We start from the raw sequence: 18,715 nt of genomic DNA on the forward strand, positions 1-18,715 counted from the left end.
TCGTGAAACACGCCCGCATCCGCTACCAAGGCAACATCCACCTGGCCACCGAACACGGCGACGCCGAACTGCGCCTGGCCGATGGCCGCGTCGTGGCGCAGGACCAGGTCGAATGGCTGCCGCCCATCGAGCCGCGCACCACCTTCACGCTGGCCATCAACTACGCCGACCACGCCAAGGAACTGGCGTTCAAGGCGCCCGAAGAGCCGCTGGGCTTCCTGAAGGCGGCCAATGCCTTCGTCGGCCACCGAGCCTTCACCCACCGGCCCGCCGACGTGGCCATGATGCACTACGAGTGCGAACTGGCCGTGGTCATCGGCAAGCCGGGCCGCAACATCGCCCGCGAGCGCGCCTACGAGCACGTGGCCGGCTACACGGTGGCCAACGACTATGCGCTGCGCGACTACCTGGAAAACTGGTACCGTCCCAATTTGCGCGTCAAGAGCCGCGATACCTGCACGCCCCTGGGGCCCTGGCTGGTCGACCGCGACGATATCCCCGACCCCATGAACCTCGAACTGCGCACCACCGTGAACGGCAAGGAAACCCAGCACGGCAACACGCGCGACATGGTGTTCGACGTGCCCGCGCTCATCGCCTACTTCAGCAGCTTCATGACCCTGTCGCCAGGCGACCTGATCCTGACCGGCACGCCCGACGGCATCGTCAACGTGGTGCCGGGCGACGAAGTCGTCACCGAGATCCAGGGCGTGGGCCGGCTGGTCAACACCCTGGTGGCCGAACCCGCCTGATCCCTTCCACTCATTCATCAACTCATCACCGCACTCATGCTCGACGCATCCACTATCCAGGAACTCGCCGCCCGCCTGCACCAGGCCGAGCGCAGCCGCACCCAGATCCGCCAGATTTCGCTGGAGCACCCCGAGATCACCATCGACGACGGCTACGCCATCCAGCGCCAGTGGCTGGACCTGAAAATCGCCGAAGGCCGCAGTATCAAAGGCCACAAAATCGGCCTGACTTCGCGCGCCATGCAGCAGGCCTCGCAGATCGACGAGCCCGACTACGGCACCCTGCTCGACGACATGTTCTTCGGCGAAGGCGATATCCCAGCCGAGCGCTTCATCGTGCCGCGCCTGGAAGTCGAGCTGGCCTTCATCCTGGCCAAGCCGCTGCGCGGCCCGGGCGTAACCCTGACAGACGTGTACAACGCGGTCGACTACGTAGTGCCGGCGCTCGAGATCATCGACGCCCGCTCGCACCAGATCGACCCCGACAGCAAGCGGCCGCGCAAGGTGTTCGACACCATTGCCGACAACGCCGCCAATGCAGGCGTGGTGCTGGGCGGCCGCCCGGTGCGCATCCATGAAGTCGACTTGCGCTGGGTGGGCGCCATCCTGTCGCGCAACGCGGTGGTCGAAGAAACCGGCCTGGCCGCGGGCGTGCTCAACCACCCGGCCAACGGCGTGGTGTGGCTGGCCAACAAGCTGGGGCCGCGCGGTGTTACGCTCGAACCCGGCCAGGTGATCCTGTCGGGTTCGTTCACGCGGCCGGTCTATGCCCGCCCGGGCGATACTTTCGCGGTCGATTACGGCGCGCTGGGCTCTGTCAATTGCCGCTTCATTTAACAGCACCTTCCATGGATATCCTTACCAACCAATTCAAGCGCGCGCTGCGCGCCGGCCAACCGCAGATCGGCCTGTGGGCCGGGCTGGCCCATCCCTACACGGCGGAAATCTGCGCGGGCGCCGGCTTCGACTGGCTGCTGATCGACGGCGAGCATGCGCCGAACACGCTGCAGACCATGCTGGGGCAGCTGCAGGCCGTGGCGGCCTACCCGGTCGCTCCGGTGGTGCGGCCGCCCTGGAACGACTTCGTCCAGATCAAGCAGATCCTCGACGCGGGCGCGCAGACCTTGCTGGTGCCCATGATCCAGTCGGCCGAAGAAGCCGCCGCCGCCGTGTCGGCCATGCGCTATCCGCCGCACGGCATCCGCGGCCTGGGCAGCGCCCTGGCGCGCTCGTCGCGCTGGAACCGCATTCCCGACTACGTACAGCGCGCCAACGATGAAATGTGCCTGCTGGTGCAGATCGAAACGCCGCAGGGCCTGCAGGCGCTCGACGGCATCCTGGCGGTGGAAGGCGTGGACGGGGTGTTCATCGGGCCGGCCGACCTGTCGGCCAGCATGGGGCACCTGGGCAACCCGGGCCACCCCGAGGTGTGCGCCGCCATCGACGACGCCATCGTGCGCATCGTGCGCGCCGGCAAGGCTGCCGGCATCCTGCATGCCGATCCGGCGCAGGCGCGCCACTACCTGGATCTGGGCGCCACCTTCGTGGCAGTGGGAGTGGATGCGACGCTGCTGGCGCGCGCCGCCGAGAAACTGGCCCAGTCGTTCAAGGGCCAGCCCGCCGCCGCGCCGGCCAAGCCCAGCGGACCCTACTGAGATATGGGCGCTGCGCCACGCGCCTGACCGGCCAGGTCGGCCAGGTGTCTGCCCCCCGCAGGGTGTCAGACACCGTATATGTTGAGACGCCCTCGGCACACTTCAGTGTCTGACACCCTGCGGGAGTCAGACACCTGCAACGGCTGCAACGGGCGCGCCGTGCGCGATCAGGAAGCGCCGCTGGTGCGCGGCACCGTGGTCGTCGCGGCGGCCGCGCCCGACTCCATCAGCTTGCTGGCGCACAGATCGGCCGCGCCATCGACCGGCGCCTTGGCGTCGGCGAAAGTCACCCAGCCGCCCTTTTCGATCATGCCGTCGCGCTTCCACGAGTCGGCGCTCTTGAGCGCCGCCAGCTGGGCTTGCGCATCGGGCGCCGCCATGAAGCGGTGCACGCAGATGCCCGCGGCCAATTGCGCCACGGCGGCGTCAGTAGAGGCCTGGGCCTGCTTCGCCGCGGTGTTCTGGGTCACCCAGCCGCCGGCCGTGAAGCCGACAATCATGGTCACGACGGCTGCGCCCACGCATGACCATAGCCAGATGGTTTTGCTCGGTTTGTAATCGCTCCAGGCCTTCATAGGGCTATTGGACATATTCTGCTCTCCTTGGTGGTTGCGCCGATGAAAAAAACTCACGGCGCGACTCACTGTAGTGCAGTTGGCGCGTCAAAGTAGGACGGAATTACCCTTACTTGATGTAACCGGGCAAGGCGCGCGGTAAACGCGCGCCCGTGGCGCTGCGCAACCGGTTTCAGCCCTTGCAGGCGGCCATGCCGGCCGCGAAATTCGCGCGCAGTTCGTCGATATTGTGGAAGCTCTTCGAGTAATACAGCGTGCCGGTGCTGCCGGCCTGCGAATGCGGCTCGAACTCGGTCAGGTAAACGGTGCGCGCGCCGTTGGCGGCGTACAGCGCCTTGGGCGCCATGTTGGGTATTTGCGCAAGGCGTTGCCGACCCGCCAACGCGGCCAAACCGCCGCGCGAAACAGGCCGCCCAAACGAAAAGGCCGTTAGTGATTACTATCACTAACGGCCTTGGAACTACTGGTCGGGACGGCGGGATTCGAACTCGCGACCCCTTGCACCCCATGCAAGTGCGCTACCAGGCTGCGCTACGCCCCGAAAGAAAAAGAGTATATCAGAACTGAAAAAAACCTGCACCGGATGGAGCAGGTTTTTTAGTGCGGCAGCGGGGCTTTTTCAGCGCGCCTCGTTGTCCGTGGCCGGCGCGCCCAGAGCCTCGCCCAGCATGGCCGACACGTTGCCCAATTCGGCGCGCAGGGCCTGGATCTCGGCGCCCGAAAGACGCACGGCGGCGTCCTGGTCGTGCGGCGTGTCGCGCGCATCGCCCAGCCGGTTGCGCGCGCCGCTGATGGTGAAGCCCTGTTCGTACAGCAGCGAACGGATGCGGCGGATCAGCAGGACTTCATGGTGCTGGTAGTAGCGGCGGTTGCCGCGGCGCTTGACCGGCTTGAGCTGGGTGAATTCCTGTTCCCAGTAGCGCAGCACGTGCGGCTTGACGCCGCAGAGGTCACTGACTTCGCCAATGGTGAAATAGCGTTTGGCGGGAATGGGCGGAAGCGCAACAGTGGATTCGGGACGAGTCATGGATGGATTTTATGCCGTGGTGCATCATGAGCCGATAACAATTGCCGACAAAGCGTATCACTCCCCGCTATTGTTCGCATCGTCTGCCGGCTCGGCCTGCTCGACCACGCTCTTGAGCTTCTGACTGGCATGGAAGGTAACCACGCGCCGCGCCGCGATGGGAATGGTCTCGCCCGTCTTGGGATTGCGCCCGGGCCGCGGCGGCTTGTTGCGCACCTGGAAGTTGCCGAAGCCCGACAGCTTCACCGAATCGCCACGTGCCAGCGCGTCGCGGATTTCTTCGAAGAAAGTATCGACGATGTCCTTGGCTTCGCGCTTGTTCAGCCCCACCCGCTCGAACAGCAATTCGGCGAGTTCGGCCTTGGTCAGGGTACGCGGCTCGGCAAGCATGTTAGTCCCCATGGTCAAGTGCGCTGGCGCGCGCCGTGGGCGCTGGCCAGCGCCTGGTTGATACGGGCCAGGCAGTCGGCGACGCGGGCTTCATCCAGCGTGACCTCAGTGTCCTGTAGCCAGAAACGGAACGCAAGGCTTTTTTCGGTGACGGGCCGGCCGTCCTGCGGGCGGTCGCGCCATACGTCGAACAGGCGGGCATCCTGCACCACCGCCAGCTGCGGATCGGCCGCGATGGTGGCGGCCACCGTATCCAGCATGGCCTGGGCGCTGACGGGCAGGTCGACCCACAGCGCCAGGTCGCGCACCACCACCGGCTGGCGCGACAGCTCGCTGACCTGCGGCAGGCGGCCTTGCGACAGGGCCTGGACGTCGATTTCGAACACCACGGGCGCATGCGGCAGGTCGGCCTGCTGCGCCCAGCGCGGATGCAGTTCGCCGATCCAGCCCGCCGGCTGCCCGTCGAGGTCGATGCGCGCGCTGCGGCCCGGGTGCAGCGCGGGGTGCGCGGCGGGCTCGAAGCGCAGCTGGGCCGCGCGCGCGCCGAACAGCGCCTGCACGTCCATCTTGACGTCGTAGAAGTCCACCTGCCGGGTCGGCACGCCCCACTGCTCTTCGACCGCCGGGCCCCAGGCCGCGCCGGCCAGGCGCAGCGGCTGGCGCACGCCGGCGACTTCGAGCGGGCCGTCCTGATGTGCGGCGTCGCGCAGGAACACGCGCCCCAGCTCGAAGACGCGTACGCGCGTCTGCTTGCGGTTGGCGTTGTAGCGGATGTTGGCCACCAGGCCGGCGATCAGGCTGGAACGCATCACCGACAGATGGCTGGCGATGGGGTTCAGCAGGCGCACGGGGTTGTCGTTGCCGGCGTAATCGCGTTCCCAGTCGGACTCGACGAAGCTGTAGTTGACGACCTCTTGGTAGTCCTGCCCGGCGGCCAGGCGGCGCAGCGCGTGCGGGCCGCGCCGCTGCTCGGGCTGCGAGAACATCTGCGCGCGCGCCAGCGGCGGCACGTCGGGCAGGCGCTCGAAACCGTGGATGCGCGCGACTTCTTCGATCAGGTCTTCTTCCAAAGACAGGTCGAAGCGGTACGACGGCGGCTCGACGATGAAATCGTCGCCCTGCACCTGGAACGGCAGGCCCAGGCGGGTGAAGATCTGCGCCACTTCGGCCTGCGGCACGGGCACGCCCAGCACGCGGTGGCAGCGCGACAGGCGCATGCGCACCGGCTCGCGGCTCGGCAGGTTGACGGCCTGGTCGTCGATCGGGCCGGCCTGGCCGCCGCAGATATCGATGATCAGGCGCGAGATGAATTCCAGGTGCTCGGGGATGCTGGCGTAGTCGACGCCGCGCTCGAAGCGGTGGCTGGCCTCGGAACTGAACTTGTAGCGCCGCGCGCGGCCGGCAATGGCCTCGGGCCACCAGAAAGCGGCCTCGACATAGATATTGGCGGTATCCAGCGTGACGGCGGTGGCTTCGCCGCCCATGATGCCGGCCAGGCTTTCGACCTGCTCGCCCGCCACCACCACGCCCACCTTGCTGTTGAGCTCGACGGTCTGGCCGTTGAGCAGCTCGAGGGTTTCGCCGTCGCGCGCCCAGCGCACTTCGATGCCGCCGCGGATCTTGTCGAGGTCGAACACGTGGGAAGGACGGCCCAGCTCCAGCATGACGTAGTTGGAAATGTCGACCAGCGCCGACACCGAACGCTGGCCGGCGCGTTCCAGGCGCGCCTTCATCCAGGCCGGCGTGGCCGCGCGCGCATTGACGCCGCGGATGACGCGGCCGGCGAAGCGGCCGCACAGCTCGGGCGCCTGGATGGCGACCGGAACGCGGTCGTCCAGGGTGACGGGCACCGCCTTCGCGGTGGGCACCGACAGCGGCGCGCCGGTCAGGGCCGCGACTTCGCGCGCCACGCCCAGGATGGACAGGCAGTCGGCGCGATTGGGCGTGAGCTTCAGGGTGAACAGCGTGTCGTCGAGGTCGAGCGCCTCGCGCAGCGACTGGCCGGGCGCCAGCGTGCCGGGCAATTCGAGCAGGCCGGCGTGGTCTTGCGACAGGCCCAGCTCGCGCGCCGAGCACAGCATGCCGGCCGACTGCACGCCGCGCATCTTGGCCACGCCGATCTTCATGCCGCCAGGCAGTTCGGCGCCCACGCGCGCCAGCGGCACCGTCAGGCCCTGCGCCGCGTTGGGCGCGCCGCACACGATCTGCAGGGGCTGGCCCGAGCCGTCGTCGACCTGGCAGACGCGCAGCTTGTCGGCGTCGGGATGCGGGGCGATGGCGGTGATGCGCGCCACCACCACGCCGGTGAACGGCGGCGCCACCGGCGCGGTTTCTTCGACTTCCAGGCCGGCCATGGTAAGCCGGTGCGCCAGTTCGTCGGTTGCGATCGCGGGATTGACCAGGGCGCGCAGCCAGGATTCGGGAAATTGCATGATCAGCCGTCGGTTATTCGTTGAACTGGCGCAGGAAGCGCAGGTCGCCTTCGTAGAACTGGCGCAGGTCGTCGACGCCGTAGCGCAGCATGGTCAGGCGCTCGAGGCCGGAGCCGAACGCGAAGCCGATGTAGCGCTCGGGGTCGAGGCCGAAGTTGCGCACCACTTGCGGGTGCACCTGGCCCGAGCCCGAGATTTCCAGCCAGCGGCCGCGGTTGGGGCCGGACGTGAACATCATGTCGATTTCGGCCGACGGCTCGGTGAACGGGAAGAACGACGGGCGGAAGCGCACGACCAGGTCGTCGCTTTCGAAAAAGCGGCGCAGGAAGTCGGTATAGACGCCCTTCAGGTCGGCGAACGAGATGTCTTCGGCGATCCACAGCCCTTCGACCTGGTGGAACATGGGCGAATGGGTGGCGTCGCTGTCGACGCGGTAGGTGCGGCCCGGCGCGATGACCTTGATGGGCGGCTGGTGCATGCGCGCGTAGCGCACCTGCATGGGGCTGGTGTGCGTGCGCAGCAGCAGCGGCAGGCCGTCGCCGTCTTGCAGGTCGACGTAGAAAGTGTCTTGCATGGACCGCGCCGGGTGGTCCAGCGGATTGTTCAGCGCGGTGAAGTTGGTCCAGTCGTCTTCGATTTCGGGGCCGTCGGCCACGTCGAACCCGATGGAGCGGAAGATTTCCTCGACGCGTTCCCAGCTGCGCGCGATGGGATGGATGCCCGCCGGCGCGCGGCCGCGGCCGGGCAAGGTGACGTCGATGGTTTCGGCGGCCAGGCGGGCGTCGAGCTCGGCCTGGGCCAGTTGCGCGCGGCGCTGGTTCAGCAGCGCTTCGATCTGCTGCTTGGCCTGGTTGATGCGCGCGCCCATTTCGCGCTTCTGGTCGGGGTCGAGCTTGGCCAGCCCCTTGAGCAGCAGGGTCAGCGCGCCCTCTTTGCCCAGGAAGCGCGCCTTGGCGTTTTCCAGGGCAACGGCATCGGGCGCCGCGGCGAAGCGTTCTTGGGCCTGGGAAACCAGGTCGTCTGCCAATAGATTCATGGAATCTCACAACCTAAAAACAATGCCCCGTCGCGTTCTGCCTGGGGGCGGACCCTACGCCAAAACGCAAACGGGGCCTACAGCCCCGTTTGCAGCGATGCGCGATGCGACCGGCGCGATCAGGCGGACAATGCCGCCTTGGCCTGCTGCACGATGGCGGCAAAGCCGGCCTTGTCGCGCACGGCCAGGTCGGCCAGCACCTTGCGGTCGAGGTCGATCGAGGCCTTCTTCAGGCCGGCGATGAACACGCTGTAGCTCAGGCCCTGCTCGCGCACGGCGGCGTTGATGCGGGTGATCCACAGAGCGCGGAAGGTGCGCTTCTTGTTGCGGCGGTCGCGGTAGGCGTATTGCCCGGCGCGCATGACCGCCTGCTTGGCGATGCGGAATACGTTGCCGCGGCGGCCACGGTAACCCTTGGCGGCGGCGATGACTTTCTTATGACGAGCACGGGCGGTAACGCCGCGTTTGACGCGAGGCATAGTGGATCTCCTTTATCAAGCGAAAGGCATCATGGCCTTGACAGAGGCCACGTTGGTTTCATGAACCGCCGCCGAACCGCGCAGCTGGCGCTTGTTCTTGGTGGTTTTCTTGGTCAGGATGTGGCGCTTGAAAGCCTGGCCACGCTTGATGGATCCGCTGCCGCGAACCTGAAAGCGCTTCGACGCGCTTTTCTTGGTTTTCATCTTGGGCATGATGATTCCTAGATTTGATTGAATTACATGAACCACAGGTGCTTGGCCGCCAAAGTGCCTGGGGCGTGCCCGGGCAAGGCTTCGAGGCAAGGCTTGATATACCTGGATCCACTTCTGGTTTTTTCCTGGCGAACCGGGAAAAGCCCTTGATTATATGGTGATTTCGGGGTTTTTGTCGAATCGGGCGCCAGGCCCGGTTCAGCGCAGCGTGCAGCGGTACTGCAGGGCCTCGGCCACATGGCGGGCCTGGATGGCCTCGCGCCCGTCCAGGTCGGCCACGGTGCGCGCCACCCGCAGGGCCCGGTGGGTGGCGCGGGCCGAGCCGTGCAGCCGCCGCATGGCCTGCTGCAGCAGCGCCCGGCCATCGGCGTCGAGGGCGCAGCAGGCGTCGATGGCGGGCCCCTGCAGCCCGGCGTTCGGGCCGCCCTGGCGCTGCTGCTGGCGCTCGCGGCAGCGGGCCACGCGGGCGCGCACCGCCTCGGACGGTTCGCCGGGCGGGGCGTCCAGCCAGTCCGGCGCCGCGGCCGGCAGCTCGATCGCCAGGTCCAGGCGGTCGAGCAGCGGCCCCGACACCTTGCCCACGTAGCGCGCCACCTGCTCGGGCGTGCAGGTGCAGGGGCGCGCCGGATGCCCGCGCCAGCCGCAGGGGCACGGATTCATGGCCGCCACCAGTTGGAACCGCGCCGGATACTGCACGGTATGGCGGGCCCGGGCAATGGCCACCCTGCCCGTTTCCAGGGGTTCGCGCAGCGATTCCAGGGCGCGCCGGTCGAATTCGGGCAACTCGTCCAGGAACAGGACGCCGTGGTGCGCCAGGCTGACCTCGCCCGGCCGCGGGCGGGCCCCGCCGCCGATCAGCGCCGCCGCCGAGGCCCCATGGTGCGGCGCGCGGAACGGCGGCTGGCCCTGCAGGGCCGAGGCCGCGCCGGCGGGCACGGCCAGCCCGGCCAGCGCCGCGGCCTCGAGCGCCTGAGTGCGCGACAAGGGCGGCAGCAGCCCCGGCAGGCGCTGGGCCAGCATGCTCTTGCCGGCGCCGGGCGGCCCCACCATGAGCAGGCTGTGCGCGCCGGCCGCCGCCACTTCGAGCGCGCGGCGCGCCATCGGCTGGCCGCGCACGTCCGACAGGCACGGCGGCGTGGCCGCGGACGGCCATGCACCGGGCTCGGCACGGGCCAGCGGCGCGCTGCCGGCCAGGTGCGCGGCCACCTCGGCCAGCGTGCCAGCGGCCAGCACCCGCAGGCCGGGCACCCAGGCGGCCACGGCCGCGCTGCCGGCCGGCAGCACCAGGGCGGCATCAGGCTGCTCGCGCGCGACCGCCAGCGCCAGGGCCAGCGGCGCGCCCACCGGCACCAGGGCGCCGGTCAGGGAAAGCTCGCCGGCCAGCACCAGGTCTTGCAGCCCGGCCGGCGCGGCGTCGCCGCCGGGTCCGGGCACGGCCACCTGGCCCGAAGCCAGCAGCACGCCCAGCGCGATGGGCAGGTCGAAACGCGCCGAGGCTTTCGGCAGGTCGGCCGGCGACAGGTTCACGGTAATGCGGCCGTTGGGAAATTCGAAGCCGCTGTTGAGAATGGCCGCCCTCACCCGTTCGCGGCTTTCACGCACCTCGGTGTCGGGCAGGCCCACCACCGTAAAGGCGGGCAGCCCCGGCCCCAGGTGCGTTTCGACGCGCACGGCGGGCGCCTCCGCGCCCGACAGGGCGCGGCTGGCAAGAATGGCGAGAGTCATGGCGGCCCCGAAGATGGATCAGCCGCCAGTATGCGTGCAGCCGGCGCGCGCCGATGGCGCCGGTGCGACGGGAATGTCGCGCCGCGCGGGCGCGGGCGCCCTGCTACGGCCTGGTTTCCAGCGCGGCCACGCGGGCCTCGAGCTGGCGCACCTGCGCATCGAGCTGGTCGACCCGCTCGCGCGCCCGCGCCAGCAAATCGGCCTGCACGTCGAATTCTTCGCGCGTGATCAGATCCATTTTCGTGAAAGCCTGGCCCATCATGGCCTTCACGTTGCGTTCCAGGTCGGCCGCGGGGCTGCGGGCGATGAGGTCGGACAGGTTCTTCTGGAAATCTTCAATCCATTGCGTGCGGTTCATGACATCCTCGCATTCGTGTTCGCTGATGCCCACAGTGTAGACCTGAACAGCAAAAAAGCCCCCCACGCTGCGCTGCGCTTGCTGCCCCCCAAGGGGGCGCTTTTTGCCTTGGGGCGGCCCGGCGGCAAAAAAAATGGGCGGGCCGCACGCGGCACCGCCTCAAAGCACAGGAGAAAACCGAATCGCCACCTGGCGACTCCCAGAAGCAATCGCACCCTGAGGTGCTGGCCGCACGCAAATGCGGTATGGCTTGATTCTTCCTGACCTGGCAGCGTGTCACAAGCGGCGGCATGTAATGCCGCGTTTCAGACGACCCGATACATTTATATCGAAAATACGCCGAATTCTGACGCATGTGCAGCCGGCTGAATGTCTTTTCAGCCTTGCATGCCGCATGTGCGAGAGAACGCCGGCGTGGCCGCGCCCGCCGGCAAGATGGCGATCGACGCTTGCCGGAGCACTGTCGTTTGCTGCAATTAGATACAACAAGCGCCCTGGCCAAATATTTTGTTGCATGACTCCCCGCGCCGGTGCCACGCACCATCGCGGGGACTCCCGCACGCATTCGTGCACCCGCATGGAGCATCCAGGCACGATAACGGGCGCCAGGCACCATGCCGCCCCCGCCGGCGCGCGTGCGCGAAAGATGGCATGGATATTGCTTGATTGGGCATGCCTGAGTGCAACCACGAGAGGAATTGCCATGAAACTCATCATCGCCATCATCAAGCCCTTCAAGCTCGACGAAGTGCGGGTGGCTCTGTCCGGTATCGGCGTCCAGGGACTGACCGTCACCGAAGTCAAGGGCTTCGGCCGCCAGAAAGGCCATACCGAGCTGTACCGGGGCGCGGAATACGCGGTCGACTTCCTGCCCAAGCTGCGCGTCGAAGCCGCGGTGCCGGACCACCTGGTCGACCAGGTCATCGACGTGATCGAACAGGCGGCGCGCACCGGCAAGATCGGCGACGGCAAGATCTTCACCGCGCCGCTGGAACAAGTGATCCGTATCCGGACCGGCGAGTCCGGCGAGGCCGCGCTGTAACGACAACGATAAAGAAAGATGCATTGGAGCCTGAAAAATGGATAAAGCGGATATCTCCTGGTTGCTTGTTTCCACCCTGCTGGTGCTGATGATGGCGGTGCCGGGCCTGGCGCTGTTCTACGGCGGCCTGGTGCGCAGCAAGAATGTGCTGTCGGTGCTGATGCAGGTGCTGTGCACCTTCGCGCTGGGGCTGGTGCTGTGGTTCGCATACGGCTACTCGCTGGCGTTTACCGAAGGCAACGCCTTCTTCGGCGGCTTGTCGCGCGCCTTCTTCGCGGGCATGTTCACGCCGGCCGACGGCGCCTACGCGATGTCGGGGTCGCTGACTGAAATACTGTTCGCGTCATTCCAGGCCACCTTCGCGGGCATCACCTGCGCGCTGATCGTGGGCAGCTTCGCCGAGCGCGCGCGCTTTTCGGCGGTGCTGGTGTTCACGGTGATCTGGTTCACGTTCGCCTACATTCCCATCGCCCACATGGTGTGGTTCGCCTCGCAGACCGCGCCCGGCCTGCTCAATGCCCGCGGCGCCCTGGACTTCGCCGGCGGCACCGTGGTGCACATCAACGCCGGCGTGGCCGGCCTGGTGGGCGCCTATGTGGTGGGCAAGCGGGTGGGCTACGGCCGCGAAGCCATGCAGCCGCACAACCTGCCCATGACCTTCATCGGCGCGGCGCTGCTGTGGGTGGGCTGGTTCGGCTTCAACGCGGGCTCGGCCCTGGCCGCCAACCAGGGCGCGACCCTGGCCTTCTTCAATACCATGATCGCCACCGCCGCCGCCGTGCTGGCCTGGCTGTTCACCGAATGGGCGCTGAAAGGCAAGCCGTCGATGCTGGGCGCCGCGTCGGGCGCCATTGCCGGCCTGGTCGGCATCACCCCGGCCGCCGGCCTGGTGGGCCCTGGCGGCGCGCTGGTCATCGGCATCGCGGCCGGCATCGTGTGCGTCTGGGGCGTCAACGGCCTGAAGCGCCTGCTGCGCGCCGACGACGCGCTGGATGTGTTCGGCGTGCACGGCGTGGGCGGCATCATCGGCGCCCTGCTGACCGGCGTGTTCAACGCCCAGGCGCTGGGCGGGCCGGGCCTGGCCAACGCCGCAGATATCCTGGGCCAGGTGTGGGTGCAGCTCGAAGGCGTGCTGCTGACCATCGTGTGGTCGGGCGTGGTGGCCTGGGTGGCCTACAAAATCGCCAACGCCCTGTGCGGCCTGCGCGTGCCCGAAGACCAGGAACGCGAAGGACTGGACGTGACCAGCCACGGCGAATCGGCCTACCACAGCTGATCACGGGTTCCGGCTGTTCCAGGTGTCTGACTCCCGCGGGTGTCAGACACCTTTTTTTGCGCCGGGCATTTTCTTTCCGCCGGGGCGCGGGCGCACGCTGGCGTCGATCAGCCGGCCCGCTGCCTCGGACAGATGGCGCGCCGGGCCGCCCCGGCCGAACAGCTGGCTGGACACGAAGGCGCCTTCCAGCAGCAACAGCAGGCCGTCGGCCAGCATGTCGGCATCGTCGGCGCCCATGGCGCGCGCCAGTTCCACCATGCGTGCGCGCAGTTGCGCCTTGTGCGCCACCGCCACCAGGCGGGCCGGATGGTCGGGCTCGGGATACTCGACCGCGGCGTTGGTCAGCCCGCAGCCGCGGTAGCCGCCGCTGCCGGCGGCGCGCCGGGCCAGGCCGTCGAAATACACCATCAGCGCGGCGCGCGGATCGTCGGGATGCTGCTGCCCGCCGGCCTCGAACTTGCCCCAGAACTCGGCCTCATAGTCGCGCAGATACGACGCGGCCAGCTCGTCTTTGGACGAGAAGCTGCGATACAGGCTGGGTTTGGTCACGCCGGCCTCGGCCACCAGCGCGTCGACGCCCACGGCCCGGATGCCGTCCTGGTAGAACATGCGGCGGGCGGTTTCGCGGATGCGGTCGGCGGCCGGTTTGGGCGGCACGGCCGGCTGAGCGGCAACGGGGGAAACAGTCTTGCGGGCCATGGCGGTACTCCTGACATCGAATCAAAATTTCACTTGACGATGTTACTGACCGGTACGTAGCATACGAGTTCCTTTTACGTACCGGTCAGTAACATGAGTATATCCCAGCTTCCCCGCCCGTTCCGGCACTACGGCCAGGCGTATGCTTTCGTGGTGGTTGCCGTGATTTTCCTGGCGCTGCTAGTGTCCGCCGGATTGCGCTCTACTCCCAGCGTGCTGCTGGTGCCCCTGGAAGAATCGTTCGGCTGGAGCCGCGCCACGGTTTCGTTCTCGGCGGCGCTCGGCATCTTCCTGTATGGCCTGGTGGGTCCGTTTGCGGCCGCCGCCATGGAGCATTTCGGCCTGCGCCGCGTGCTGATCGGCGCGCTGGCGCTGATGTCCGCCTCGACCTTCGCCAGCAGCTTCATGACGCAGTCCTGGCACCTGCTGCTGACCTGGGGCGTCTTCTCCGGCATCGGCTCGGGCGCCGTCGCCGTGGTGCTGGGGGCCACCGTGGTGAACCGCTGGTTCACCACGCGCCGCGGCCTGATGATGGGCCTGCTGACGGCCAGCACCGCCACCGGCACCCTGCTGTTCCTGCCCGGCCTGGCGGCGCTGGCCTCGTCGGGCGACTGGCGCCGCGCGGTGTGGGCGGTGGCCGCGGGCGCGGCGGCACTGGTGCCGCTGGCCTGGTGGCTGGTGCCCGACCGCCCCGCCAGCGTCGGCCTGACGCCCTACGGCACGCCGCCCGACACGCCGGCAGCCGCGCCGGCGCCGCGCACCGGCCTGCTGGCGGCTACCTTCGGCACCCTGAACCGCGCCATCCGCACGCGCACGTTCTGGTTCCTGTTCGCCACGTTCTTCGTGTGCGGATTCACTACCAACGGCCTGGTGGGCACGCACCTGATCGCGCTCTGCGGCGACCACGGCATTCCCGAAGTGCGGGCAGCCGGGCTGCTGGCCGTGATGGGCATTTTCGACCTGATCGGCACCACCGCCTCGGGCTGGCTGACCGACCGCTACGATCCGCGCAAGCTGCTGTTCATGTACTACGGCCTGCGCGGGCTGGCGCTGATGTACCTGCCCTATTCCGATTTCTCGTTCTACAGCCTGTCGATCTTCGCGATCTTCTTCGGCCTGGACTGGATCGCCACAGTGCCGCCCACGCTGCGCCTGACCACCGAAGCCTTCGGCGACCGCGATGCGCCCATCGTGTTCGGCTGGATCGTCGCGGGCCACCAGGTGGGCGCCGCCACCGCGGCCTGGATGGCCGGCTATGTGCGCGAAACGCAGGGCAGCTACCTGATGGCCTTCGTGCTGGCGGCGGTGATCGCGCTGCTGATCCGCCGCAAGCCGGCGCAGCAGGCGGCGCCGGCCGCGGCCTGAACGGCCTGAGGCACGGACGGCGGCCAGGCCGCCATCCGTGCCGGCTTCAGGCCGCGTCTTCGATTTCGCCCAAGTAGGCGGCGCGCACTTTGGGATCGGTAAGCAGTTCGGGCGCCGGCCCCGACAGGGTCAATTCGCCGGATTCCATGACATAGCCGCGATGGCTGTGTTCCAGCGCCAGCTTGGCGTTCTGCTCGATCAGCAGGATGGTGACGCCCTCGGCGGCGATGGCGCGCACCACTTCGAACACTTTTTCAACCATCAGGGGCGCCAGCCCCATCGACGGCTCGTCGAGCAGCAGCAGCTTGGGCCGCGCGATCATCGCCCGCCCCATGGCCACCATCTGCTGTTCGCCGCCCGACAGCGTGCCCGCGGCCTGCCTGCGCCGCTCGGCCAGGCGCGGAAACAGCGTGAACACGCGTTCCGTGTCCTGGCGCACCTGCGCGGCGTCGCGCCGCACATAGGCGCCCATGGCCAGGTTTTCTTCGATGGTCAGCTGCCCGAAAATGCCGCGGCCTTCGGGCACCATCACCAGGCCGCGCCGCACCAGCTCGAACGACTTGCGGCCGTTGATGGACTGCCCGTCGTAGACGATGTCGCCGCCGGCCAGCGGCACCAGGCCGCAGATGGCCCGCAGCGTGGTGCTCTTGCCGGCGCCGTTGGCGCCGATCAGGCAGACCAGTTCGCCGCTGTCGACCCGCAGGTCGATGCCGCGCACCGCGCGGATGCCGCCGTAGGCCACTTCCAGCCCGCGCAGTTCCAGTAAGGGTTGGGATGCGCTCATGATGCCGCTTGCTCCGATGATTGCGCGGGCGCCTCGTGGGCCGCGCCCGCGCCCAGGTAGGCTTCGATCACTTTGGGATCGCGCTGCACCTGGGCCGGCTTGCCCATGGCCAGCACTTTGCCGTATTCCAGCACCAGCACCCGGTCGCACAGCCCCATGACCAGCTTCATGTCGTGCTCGATCAGCAGCACCGTGATGCCGTCGGCGCGGATCTTTTCGATGAGCTGGCGCAGCACCACGGTTTCCGAGGCGTTCATGCCCGCGGCGGGCTCGTCCAGCGCCAGCAGCTTGGGGTCGGTGGCCAGCGCGCGGGCGATTTCCAGGCGCCGCTGGTCGCCGTACGACAGCGAGCGGGCCACGTCATTGGCGCGCGCGCCGATGCCCACGTAGTCCAGCAGTTCGTGCGCGCGGCGCTCGATGGCGGCCTCTTCGGCACGCGCGCCGGGCGTGCGCAGCACCGCGCCCAGCACGCCGGCGCGGGTGCGCGCATGGCGGCCTATCATGACGTTCTCGATGGCGCTCAGGTTGGCGAACAGCCGGATATTCTGAAAGGTGCGGGCCAGCCCGGCCTGCGCCACTTCATGCGGCTTCAGGCCGGTAAGCGGCGCGCCGGCGAAGGTGCAGCGCCCTTCTTCCGGGATATACAGGCCGGTCAGCACGTTGAACAGCGTGGTCTTGCCCGCGCCGTTCGGGCCGATCAGCCCGTAGATCTCGCCGGCGCGGATGTCGAAGCTGACCTCGGACAGCGCCCGCAGGCCGCCGAACCGCTTGCCCAGCCCTTCTGCTTGAAGAATGATGCTCATGCCCGGCCTCCCGCGGTGCCCGCCAGCTCGCGCTTGCGCACCGCCGAGGGCCACAGCCCGGCCGGCCGGAACAGCATCACGCACACCATGGCCAGCCCGAACAGCAGCATGCGGATGCCTTCCGGATCGAGCACCACTTCGCCGAACACCAGCCGCTGGATGGGCTCGACCACCGCGCGCAGAAACTCGGGCAAAGCCGCCAGCAGGATGGCGCCCAGGATCACGCCGGGAATGTTGCCCATGCCGCCCAGCACCACCATGCACAGCACCGAGATGGACTCGGTCAGGCTGAAGCTCTCGGGGCTGACGAAACCCTGCATCGAGGCGAACAGCGCGCCGGCCACGCCGCCGAACGACGCGCCCATGGCGAATGCCAGCAGCTTCACGTTGCGGGTGTTGATGCCCATGGCCTTGGCCGCGATCTCGTCTTCGCGGATGGCTTCCCAGGCGCGCCCGATGCGCGAATTCTGCAGGCGCACGCACACCAGCACGATCAGCAGCGTGATGCCCAGCAGCAGGTAGTAGTACTTTTCGGGGCCGGTCACGCGCAGGCCCAGCAGGGTTTCGGTGCGGCCGAACATGAATTCGCCCACCTTGAAGCCGTCGATGCGGTTGATGCCCTGCGGGCCGTTGGTGATGTTGACCGGCGCGTTCAGGTTGTTGAGGAAGATGCGGATGATTTCACCGAAGCCCAGCGTGACGATGGCCAGATAGTCGCCGCGCAGCTTCAGCGTGGGCGCGCCCAGCAACACCCCGAACACGCAGGCCAGCCCCAGGCTGATGGGCAAAATGGCCCAGAACGGCAGGTGCAGGCCGAAGTGCGGCGAAGCCAGCAGCGCCCATGCGTAGGCGCCCACCGCGTAGAAGGCGATGTAGCCCAGGTCGAGCAGGCCGGCAAAGCCCACCACGATGTTCAAGCCCAGCGCCAGCATCACGTACAGCAGCGCGAAGTTCAGGATGCGCACCCAGCTCTGCCCCGCCATGCCCAGCGCGAACGGCAGCACGGCCAGGGCCACGCCGATCAGCACAATGCCCAGCAGGTTGCGGCGCGACAGGCCGCGGTTCTTCATGGCGGTGTTCATGCGCGGTCTCCTACGCGTTCGCCCAGCAGGCCGGACGGACGGAAGATCAGCACCAGCACCAGCACCACGAACGCGAACACGTCCTGGTAGTGGCTGCCCAGGAACCCGCCGGTAAGATCGCCGATATAGCCGGCGCCCAGCGATTCGATAATGCCCAGCAGCAGGCCGCCGGCCATTGCCCCGACCAGATTGCCGATACCGCCCAGCACCGCGGCCGTAAAGGCCTTCAGCCCCAGCATGAAGCCCATGGTGTACTGCGCCACGCCGTAATAGGTGGTGACCATCATGCCGGCCACCGCCGCCAGGGCCGAGCCGATCAGGAACGCCGCCGAGATCACGGTGTTGATATTCACGCCCATCAGGCCCGCGACCTCGCGGTTCTGCGCGGTGGCCCGCATGGCGGTGCCCAGCCGCGTCTTGTGCACGACCGCCAGCAGCGCGCCCATGATCAGCGCGGCGATCAGCACAATGGCCATCTGCAGCGAGCTCATGCGCGCGCCGGCCAGTTCAAACACCTGCGGCTGCAGCACTTGGGGAAAATTCAGGTAATTGCGGCCCCAGACCATCATGGCCAGGTTCTGCAGAATGATGGAAACGCCGATGGCGGTGATCAGCGCGGCCAGCCGCGGCGCGCGGCGCAGCGGGCGATAGGCCATGCGCTCGGCCGTCCAGCCCACCGCCATGCACAGCGGCACCGACACCAGCAGCCCGGCGCCCAGCACCGCGAACGCCGACACCGTGGGATCGCCGCCCACCATGGCCGAGGCGATCATGGTGGCCGCCATGGCGCCGATCATGACGACATCGCCATGCGCGAAATTGATAAGCCCGATGATGCCGTACACCATCGTGTAGCCCAGCGCGACCAGCGCGTAGACGCTGCCCAGCGTCAGGCCGTTGATGAGTTGTTGTATGAAGATGTCCATAGCCGCCGAGCCTGCCAGGTGCTCATAGAAGAAAAAGCCGCGCCGCGCGGGCGGTGCCGCGCGGCGGTCATGCGGCAGCGCGGGCGCGCGGCGCCC

At 68.0% G+C, this 18,715-nt stretch carries 21 protein-coding genes and 1 tRNA gene; 6 read left to right on the forward strand and 16 right to left on the reverse strand.

Going from position 1 to position 18,715, the window contains the following annotated elements:
* Nucleotides 1-2 precede the first annotated feature (2 nt).
* Genes J2P76_RS14010 through hpaI form a run of 3 tightly spaced genes read left to right on the forward strand, consistent with a single transcriptional unit; the run spans nt 3 to nt 2,407 of the window.
* Nucleotides 3-752 (forward strand): fumarylacetoacetate hydrolase family protein, encoded by a 750-nt coding sequence (locus tag J2P76_RS14010; protein ID WP_207408311.1) that lies wholly within the window; start codon nt 3-5, stop codon nt 750-752.
* A 36-nt stretch (nt 753-788) separates the two neighbouring features.
* Nucleotides 789-1,589, forward strand: coding sequence for a 2-oxo-hept-4-ene-1,7-dioate hydratase (hpaH, locus tag J2P76_RS14015; RefSeq protein ID WP_207408312.1), 801 nt, complete (start codon nt 789-791; stop codon nt 1,587-1,589).
* Nucleotides 1,590-1,600: 11 nt separating this feature from the next.
* Nucleotides 1,601-2,407 carry a 4-hydroxy-2-oxoheptanedioate aldolase gene (hpaI, locus tag J2P76_RS14020; protein WP_207408313.1) on the forward strand — a complete coding sequence of 269 codons (807 nt, stop codon included), beginning with the start codon at nt 1,601-1,603 and terminating at the stop codon, nt 2,405-2,407.
* A gap of 167 nt (nt 2,408-2,574) precedes the next feature.
* Here hpaI and J2P76_RS14025 read toward each other — a convergent pair whose 3' ends face one another.
* The 11 genes from J2P76_RS14025 to J2P76_RS14075 all read right to left on the reverse strand — a co-directional run bounded on the left by J2P76_RS14025 (nt 2,575) and on the right by J2P76_RS14075 (nt 10,642).
* Nucleotides 2,575-2,997 carry a hypothetical protein gene (locus tag J2P76_RS14025; RefSeq protein WP_207408314.1) on the reverse strand — a complete coding sequence of 141 codons (423 nt, stop codon included), beginning with the start codon at nt 2,995-2,997 and terminating at the stop codon, nt 2,575-2,577.
* Nucleotides 2,998-3,154: 157 nt separating this feature from the next.
* The gene (locus J2P76_RS14030; RefSeq protein ID WP_207408315.1) at nt 3,155-3,328 is read right to left on the reverse strand and encodes a hypothetical protein; all 174 of its coding nucleotides are present in this window, start codon (nt 3,326-3,328) and stop codon (nt 3,155-3,157) included.
* A 118-nt stretch (nt 3,329-3,446) separates the two neighbouring features.
* Nucleotides 3,447-3,523 (reverse strand) — tRNA-Pro (locus tag J2P76_RS14035).
* A 78-nt stretch (nt 3,524-3,601) separates the two neighbouring features.
* On the reverse strand, nt 3,602-4,009 hold the full coding sequence (locus J2P76_RS14040) for a MerR family transcriptional regulator (RefSeq protein WP_207408316.1): 408 nt from the start codon (nt 4,007-4,009) through the stop codon (nt 3,602-3,604).
* Between the two features lie 57 nt (nt 4,010-4,066).
* Entirely contained in the window at nt 4,067-4,411 is a 345-nt protein-coding gene (locus tag J2P76_RS14045) for an integration host factor subunit alpha (protein WP_207408317.1), read from the reverse strand.
* A gap of 2 nt (nt 4,412-4,413) precedes the next feature.
* The gene (pheT, locus tag J2P76_RS14050) at nt 4,414-6,831 is read right to left on the reverse strand and encodes a phenylalanine--tRNA ligase subunit beta (RefSeq protein WP_207408318.1); all 2,418 of its coding nucleotides are present in this window, start codon (nt 6,829-6,831) and stop codon (nt 4,414-4,416) included.
* A 13-nt stretch (nt 6,832-6,844) separates the two neighbouring features.
* The gene (gene pheS / locus J2P76_RS14055; RefSeq protein WP_207408319.1) at nt 6,845-7,867 is read right to left on the reverse strand and encodes a phenylalanine--tRNA ligase subunit alpha; all 1,023 of its coding nucleotides are present in this window, start codon (nt 7,865-7,867) and stop codon (nt 6,845-6,847) included.
* 119 nt (nt 7,868-7,986) lie between these two features.
* Nucleotides 7,987-8,346 (reverse strand): 50S ribosomal protein L20, encoded by a 360-nt coding sequence (gene rplT / locus J2P76_RS14060; RefSeq protein ID WP_207408320.1) that lies wholly within the window; start codon nt 8,344-8,346, stop codon nt 7,987-7,989.
* A gap of 15 nt (nt 8,347-8,361) precedes the next feature.
* Complete coding sequence (gene rpmI, locus J2P76_RS14065; RefSeq protein WP_012249552.1) at nt 8,362-8,559, reverse strand: 50S ribosomal protein L35; 198 nt, start codon at nt 8,557-8,559, stop codon at nt 8,362-8,364.
* A gap of 198 nt (nt 8,560-8,757) precedes the next feature.
* Nucleotides 8,758-10,284 (reverse strand): YifB family Mg chelatase-like AAA ATPase, encoded by a 1,527-nt coding sequence (locus J2P76_RS14070; RefSeq protein ID WP_207408321.1) that lies wholly within the window; start codon nt 10,282-10,284, stop codon nt 8,758-8,760.
* A gap of 103 nt (nt 10,285-10,387) precedes the next feature.
* Nucleotides 10,388-10,642: an accessory factor UbiK family protein gene (locus tag J2P76_RS14075; protein WP_207408322.1), complete on the reverse strand. Its 255-nt coding sequence runs from the start codon at nt 10,640-10,642 to the stop codon at nt 10,388-10,390.
* A gap of 703 nt (nt 10,643-11,345) precedes the next feature.
* Here J2P76_RS14075 and glnK point away from each other — a divergent pair.
* Both glnK and amt read left to right on the forward strand, forming a co-directional pair.
* A complete protein-coding gene (gene glnK, locus J2P76_RS14080; protein WP_012249555.1) occupies nt 11,346-11,684 on the forward strand; it encodes a P-II family nitrogen regulator in 339 nt (112 codons plus the stop codon).
* A 37-nt stretch (nt 11,685-11,721) separates the two neighbouring features.
* A complete protein-coding gene (gene amt / locus J2P76_RS14085; RefSeq protein ID WP_207408323.1) occupies nt 11,722-12,960 on the forward strand; it encodes an ammonium transporter in 1,239 nt (412 codons plus the stop codon).
* A gap of 42 nt (nt 12,961-13,002) precedes the next feature.
* Here the strand turns inward: amt and J2P76_RS14090 are convergent, their stop codons facing one another.
* Nucleotides 13,003-13,659: a TetR/AcrR family transcriptional regulator gene (locus J2P76_RS14090; RefSeq protein ID WP_207408324.1), complete on the reverse strand. Its 657-nt coding sequence runs from the start codon at nt 13,657-13,659 to the stop codon at nt 13,003-13,005.
* Between the two features lie 93 nt (nt 13,660-13,752).
* On the opposite strand from J2P76_RS14090, the gene J2P76_RS14095 reads away from it, so the two are divergent.
* Nucleotides 13,753-15,024, forward strand: a complete 1,272-nt coding sequence (locus J2P76_RS14095) for an MFS transporter (RefSeq protein WP_207408325.1) — start codon at nt 13,753-13,755, stop codon at nt 15,022-15,024.
* A gap of 46 nt (nt 15,025-15,070) precedes the next feature.
* Here the strand turns inward: J2P76_RS14095 and J2P76_RS14100 are convergent, their stop codons facing one another.
* Genes J2P76_RS14100 through J2P76_RS14115 form a run of 4 tightly spaced genes read right to left on the reverse strand, consistent with a single transcriptional unit; the run spans nt 15,071 to nt 18,619 of the window.
* Nucleotides 15,071-15,808 (reverse strand): ABC transporter ATP-binding protein, encoded by a 738-nt coding sequence (locus tag J2P76_RS14100; RefSeq protein WP_207408326.1) that lies wholly within the window; start codon nt 15,806-15,808, stop codon nt 15,071-15,073.
* Nucleotides 15,805-16,611 carry an ABC transporter ATP-binding protein gene (locus J2P76_RS14105; RefSeq protein ID WP_207408327.1) on the reverse strand — a complete coding sequence of 269 codons (807 nt, stop codon included), beginning with the start codon at nt 16,609-16,611 and terminating at the stop codon, nt 15,805-15,807. The genes J2P76_RS14100 and J2P76_RS14105 overlap by 4 nt, the downstream gene beginning before the upstream one ends.
* Complete coding sequence (locus J2P76_RS14110) at nt 16,608-17,693, reverse strand: ABC transporter permease subunit (protein ID WP_207408328.1); 1,086 nt, start codon at nt 17,691-17,693, stop codon at nt 16,608-16,610. The genes J2P76_RS14105 and J2P76_RS14110 overlap by 4 nt, the downstream gene beginning before the upstream one ends.
* A complete protein-coding gene (locus J2P76_RS14115; RefSeq protein ID WP_207408329.1) occupies nt 17,690-18,619 on the reverse strand; it encodes a branched-chain amino acid ABC transporter permease in 930 nt (309 codons plus the stop codon). The genes J2P76_RS14110 and J2P76_RS14115 overlap by 4 nt, the downstream gene beginning before the upstream one ends.
* Nucleotides 18,620-18,715 lie beyond the last annotated feature (96 nt).

Source organism: Bordetella petrii (genome assembly GCF_017356245.1).
GTDB classification, from domain to species: Bacteria; Pseudomonadota; Gammaproteobacteria; order Burkholderiales; family Burkholderiaceae_B; genus Bordetella_A; species Bordetella_A petrii_D.

Bases quoted from the DNA above. Each gene is read 5' to 3' on its own strand.
- hpaI (WP_207408313.1), top strand. From the start codon at position 1,601: ATGGATATCCTTACCAACCAATTCAAGCGCGCGCTGCGCGCCGGCCAA.
- J2P76_RS14025 (WP_207408314.1), bottom strand. From the start codon at position 2,997: ATGTCCAATAGCCCTATGAAGGCCTGGAGCGATTACAAACCGAGCAAA.
- J2P76_RS14040 (WP_207408316.1), bottom strand. From the start codon at position 4,009: ATGACTCGTCCCGAATCCACTGTTGCGCTTCCGCCCATTCCCGCCAAA.
- hpaH (WP_207408312.1), top strand. From the start codon at position 789: ATGCTCGACGCATCCACTATCCAGGAACTCGCCGCCCGCCTGCACCAG.
- J2P76_RS14095 (WP_207408325.1), top strand. From the start codon at position 13,753: ATGAGTATATCCCAGCTTCCCCGCCCGTTCCGGCACTACGGCCAGGCG.
- J2P76_RS14045 (WP_207408317.1), bottom strand. From the start codon at position 4,411: ATGGGGACTAACATGCTTGCCGAGCCGCGTACCCTGACCAAGGCCGAA.
- J2P76_RS14105 (WP_207408327.1), bottom strand. From the start codon at position 16,611: ATGAGCATCATTCTTCAAGCAGAAGGGCTGGGCAAGCGGTTCGGCGGC.
- pheS (WP_207408319.1), bottom strand. From the start codon at position 7,867: ATGAATCTATTGGCAGACGACCTGGTTTCCCAGGCCCAAGAACGCTTC.
- glnK (WP_012249555.1), top strand. From the start codon at position 11,346: ATGAAACTCATCATCGCCATCATCAAGCCCTTCAAGCTCGACGAAGTG.
- J2P76_RS14090 (WP_207408324.1), bottom strand. From the start codon at position 13,659: ATGGCCCGCAAGACTGTTTCCCCCGTTGCCGCTCAGCCGGCCGTGCCG.
- J2P76_RS14075 (WP_207408322.1), bottom strand. From the start codon at position 10,642: ATGAACCGCACGCAATGGATTGAAGATTTCCAGAAGAACCTGTCCGAC.
- J2P76_RS14115 (WP_207408329.1), bottom strand. From the start codon at position 18,619: ATGGACATCTTCATACAACAACTCATCAACGGCCTGACGCTGGGCAGC.
- amt (WP_207408323.1), top strand. From the start codon at position 11,722: ATGGATAAAGCGGATATCTCCTGGTTGCTTGTTTCCACCCTGCTGGTG.
- J2P76_RS14030 (WP_207408315.1), bottom strand. From the start codon at position 3,328: ATGGCGCCCAAGGCGCTGTACGCCGCCAACGGCGCGCGCACCGTTTAC.
- pheT (WP_207408318.1), bottom strand. From the start codon at position 6,831: ATGCAATTTCCCGAATCCTGGCTGCGCGCCCTGGTCAATCCCGCGATC.
- J2P76_RS14100 (WP_207408326.1), bottom strand. From the start codon at position 15,808: ATGAGCGCATCCCAACCCTTACTGGAACTGCGCGGGCTGGAAGTGGCC.
- J2P76_RS14110 (WP_207408328.1), bottom strand. From the start codon at position 17,693: ATGAACACCGCCATGAAGAACCGCGGCCTGTCGCGCCGCAACCTGCTG.
- J2P76_RS14070 (WP_207408321.1), bottom strand. From the start codon at position 10,284: ATGACTCTCGCCATTCTTGCCAGCCGCGCCCTGTCGGGCGCGGAGGCG.
- rplT (WP_207408320.1), bottom strand. From the start codon at position 8,346: ATGCCTCGCGTCAAACGCGGCGTTACCGCCCGTGCTCGTCATAAGAAA.
- rpmI (WP_012249552.1), bottom strand. From the start codon at position 8,559: ATGCCCAAGATGAAAACCAAGAAAAGCGCGTCGAAGCGCTTTCAGGTT.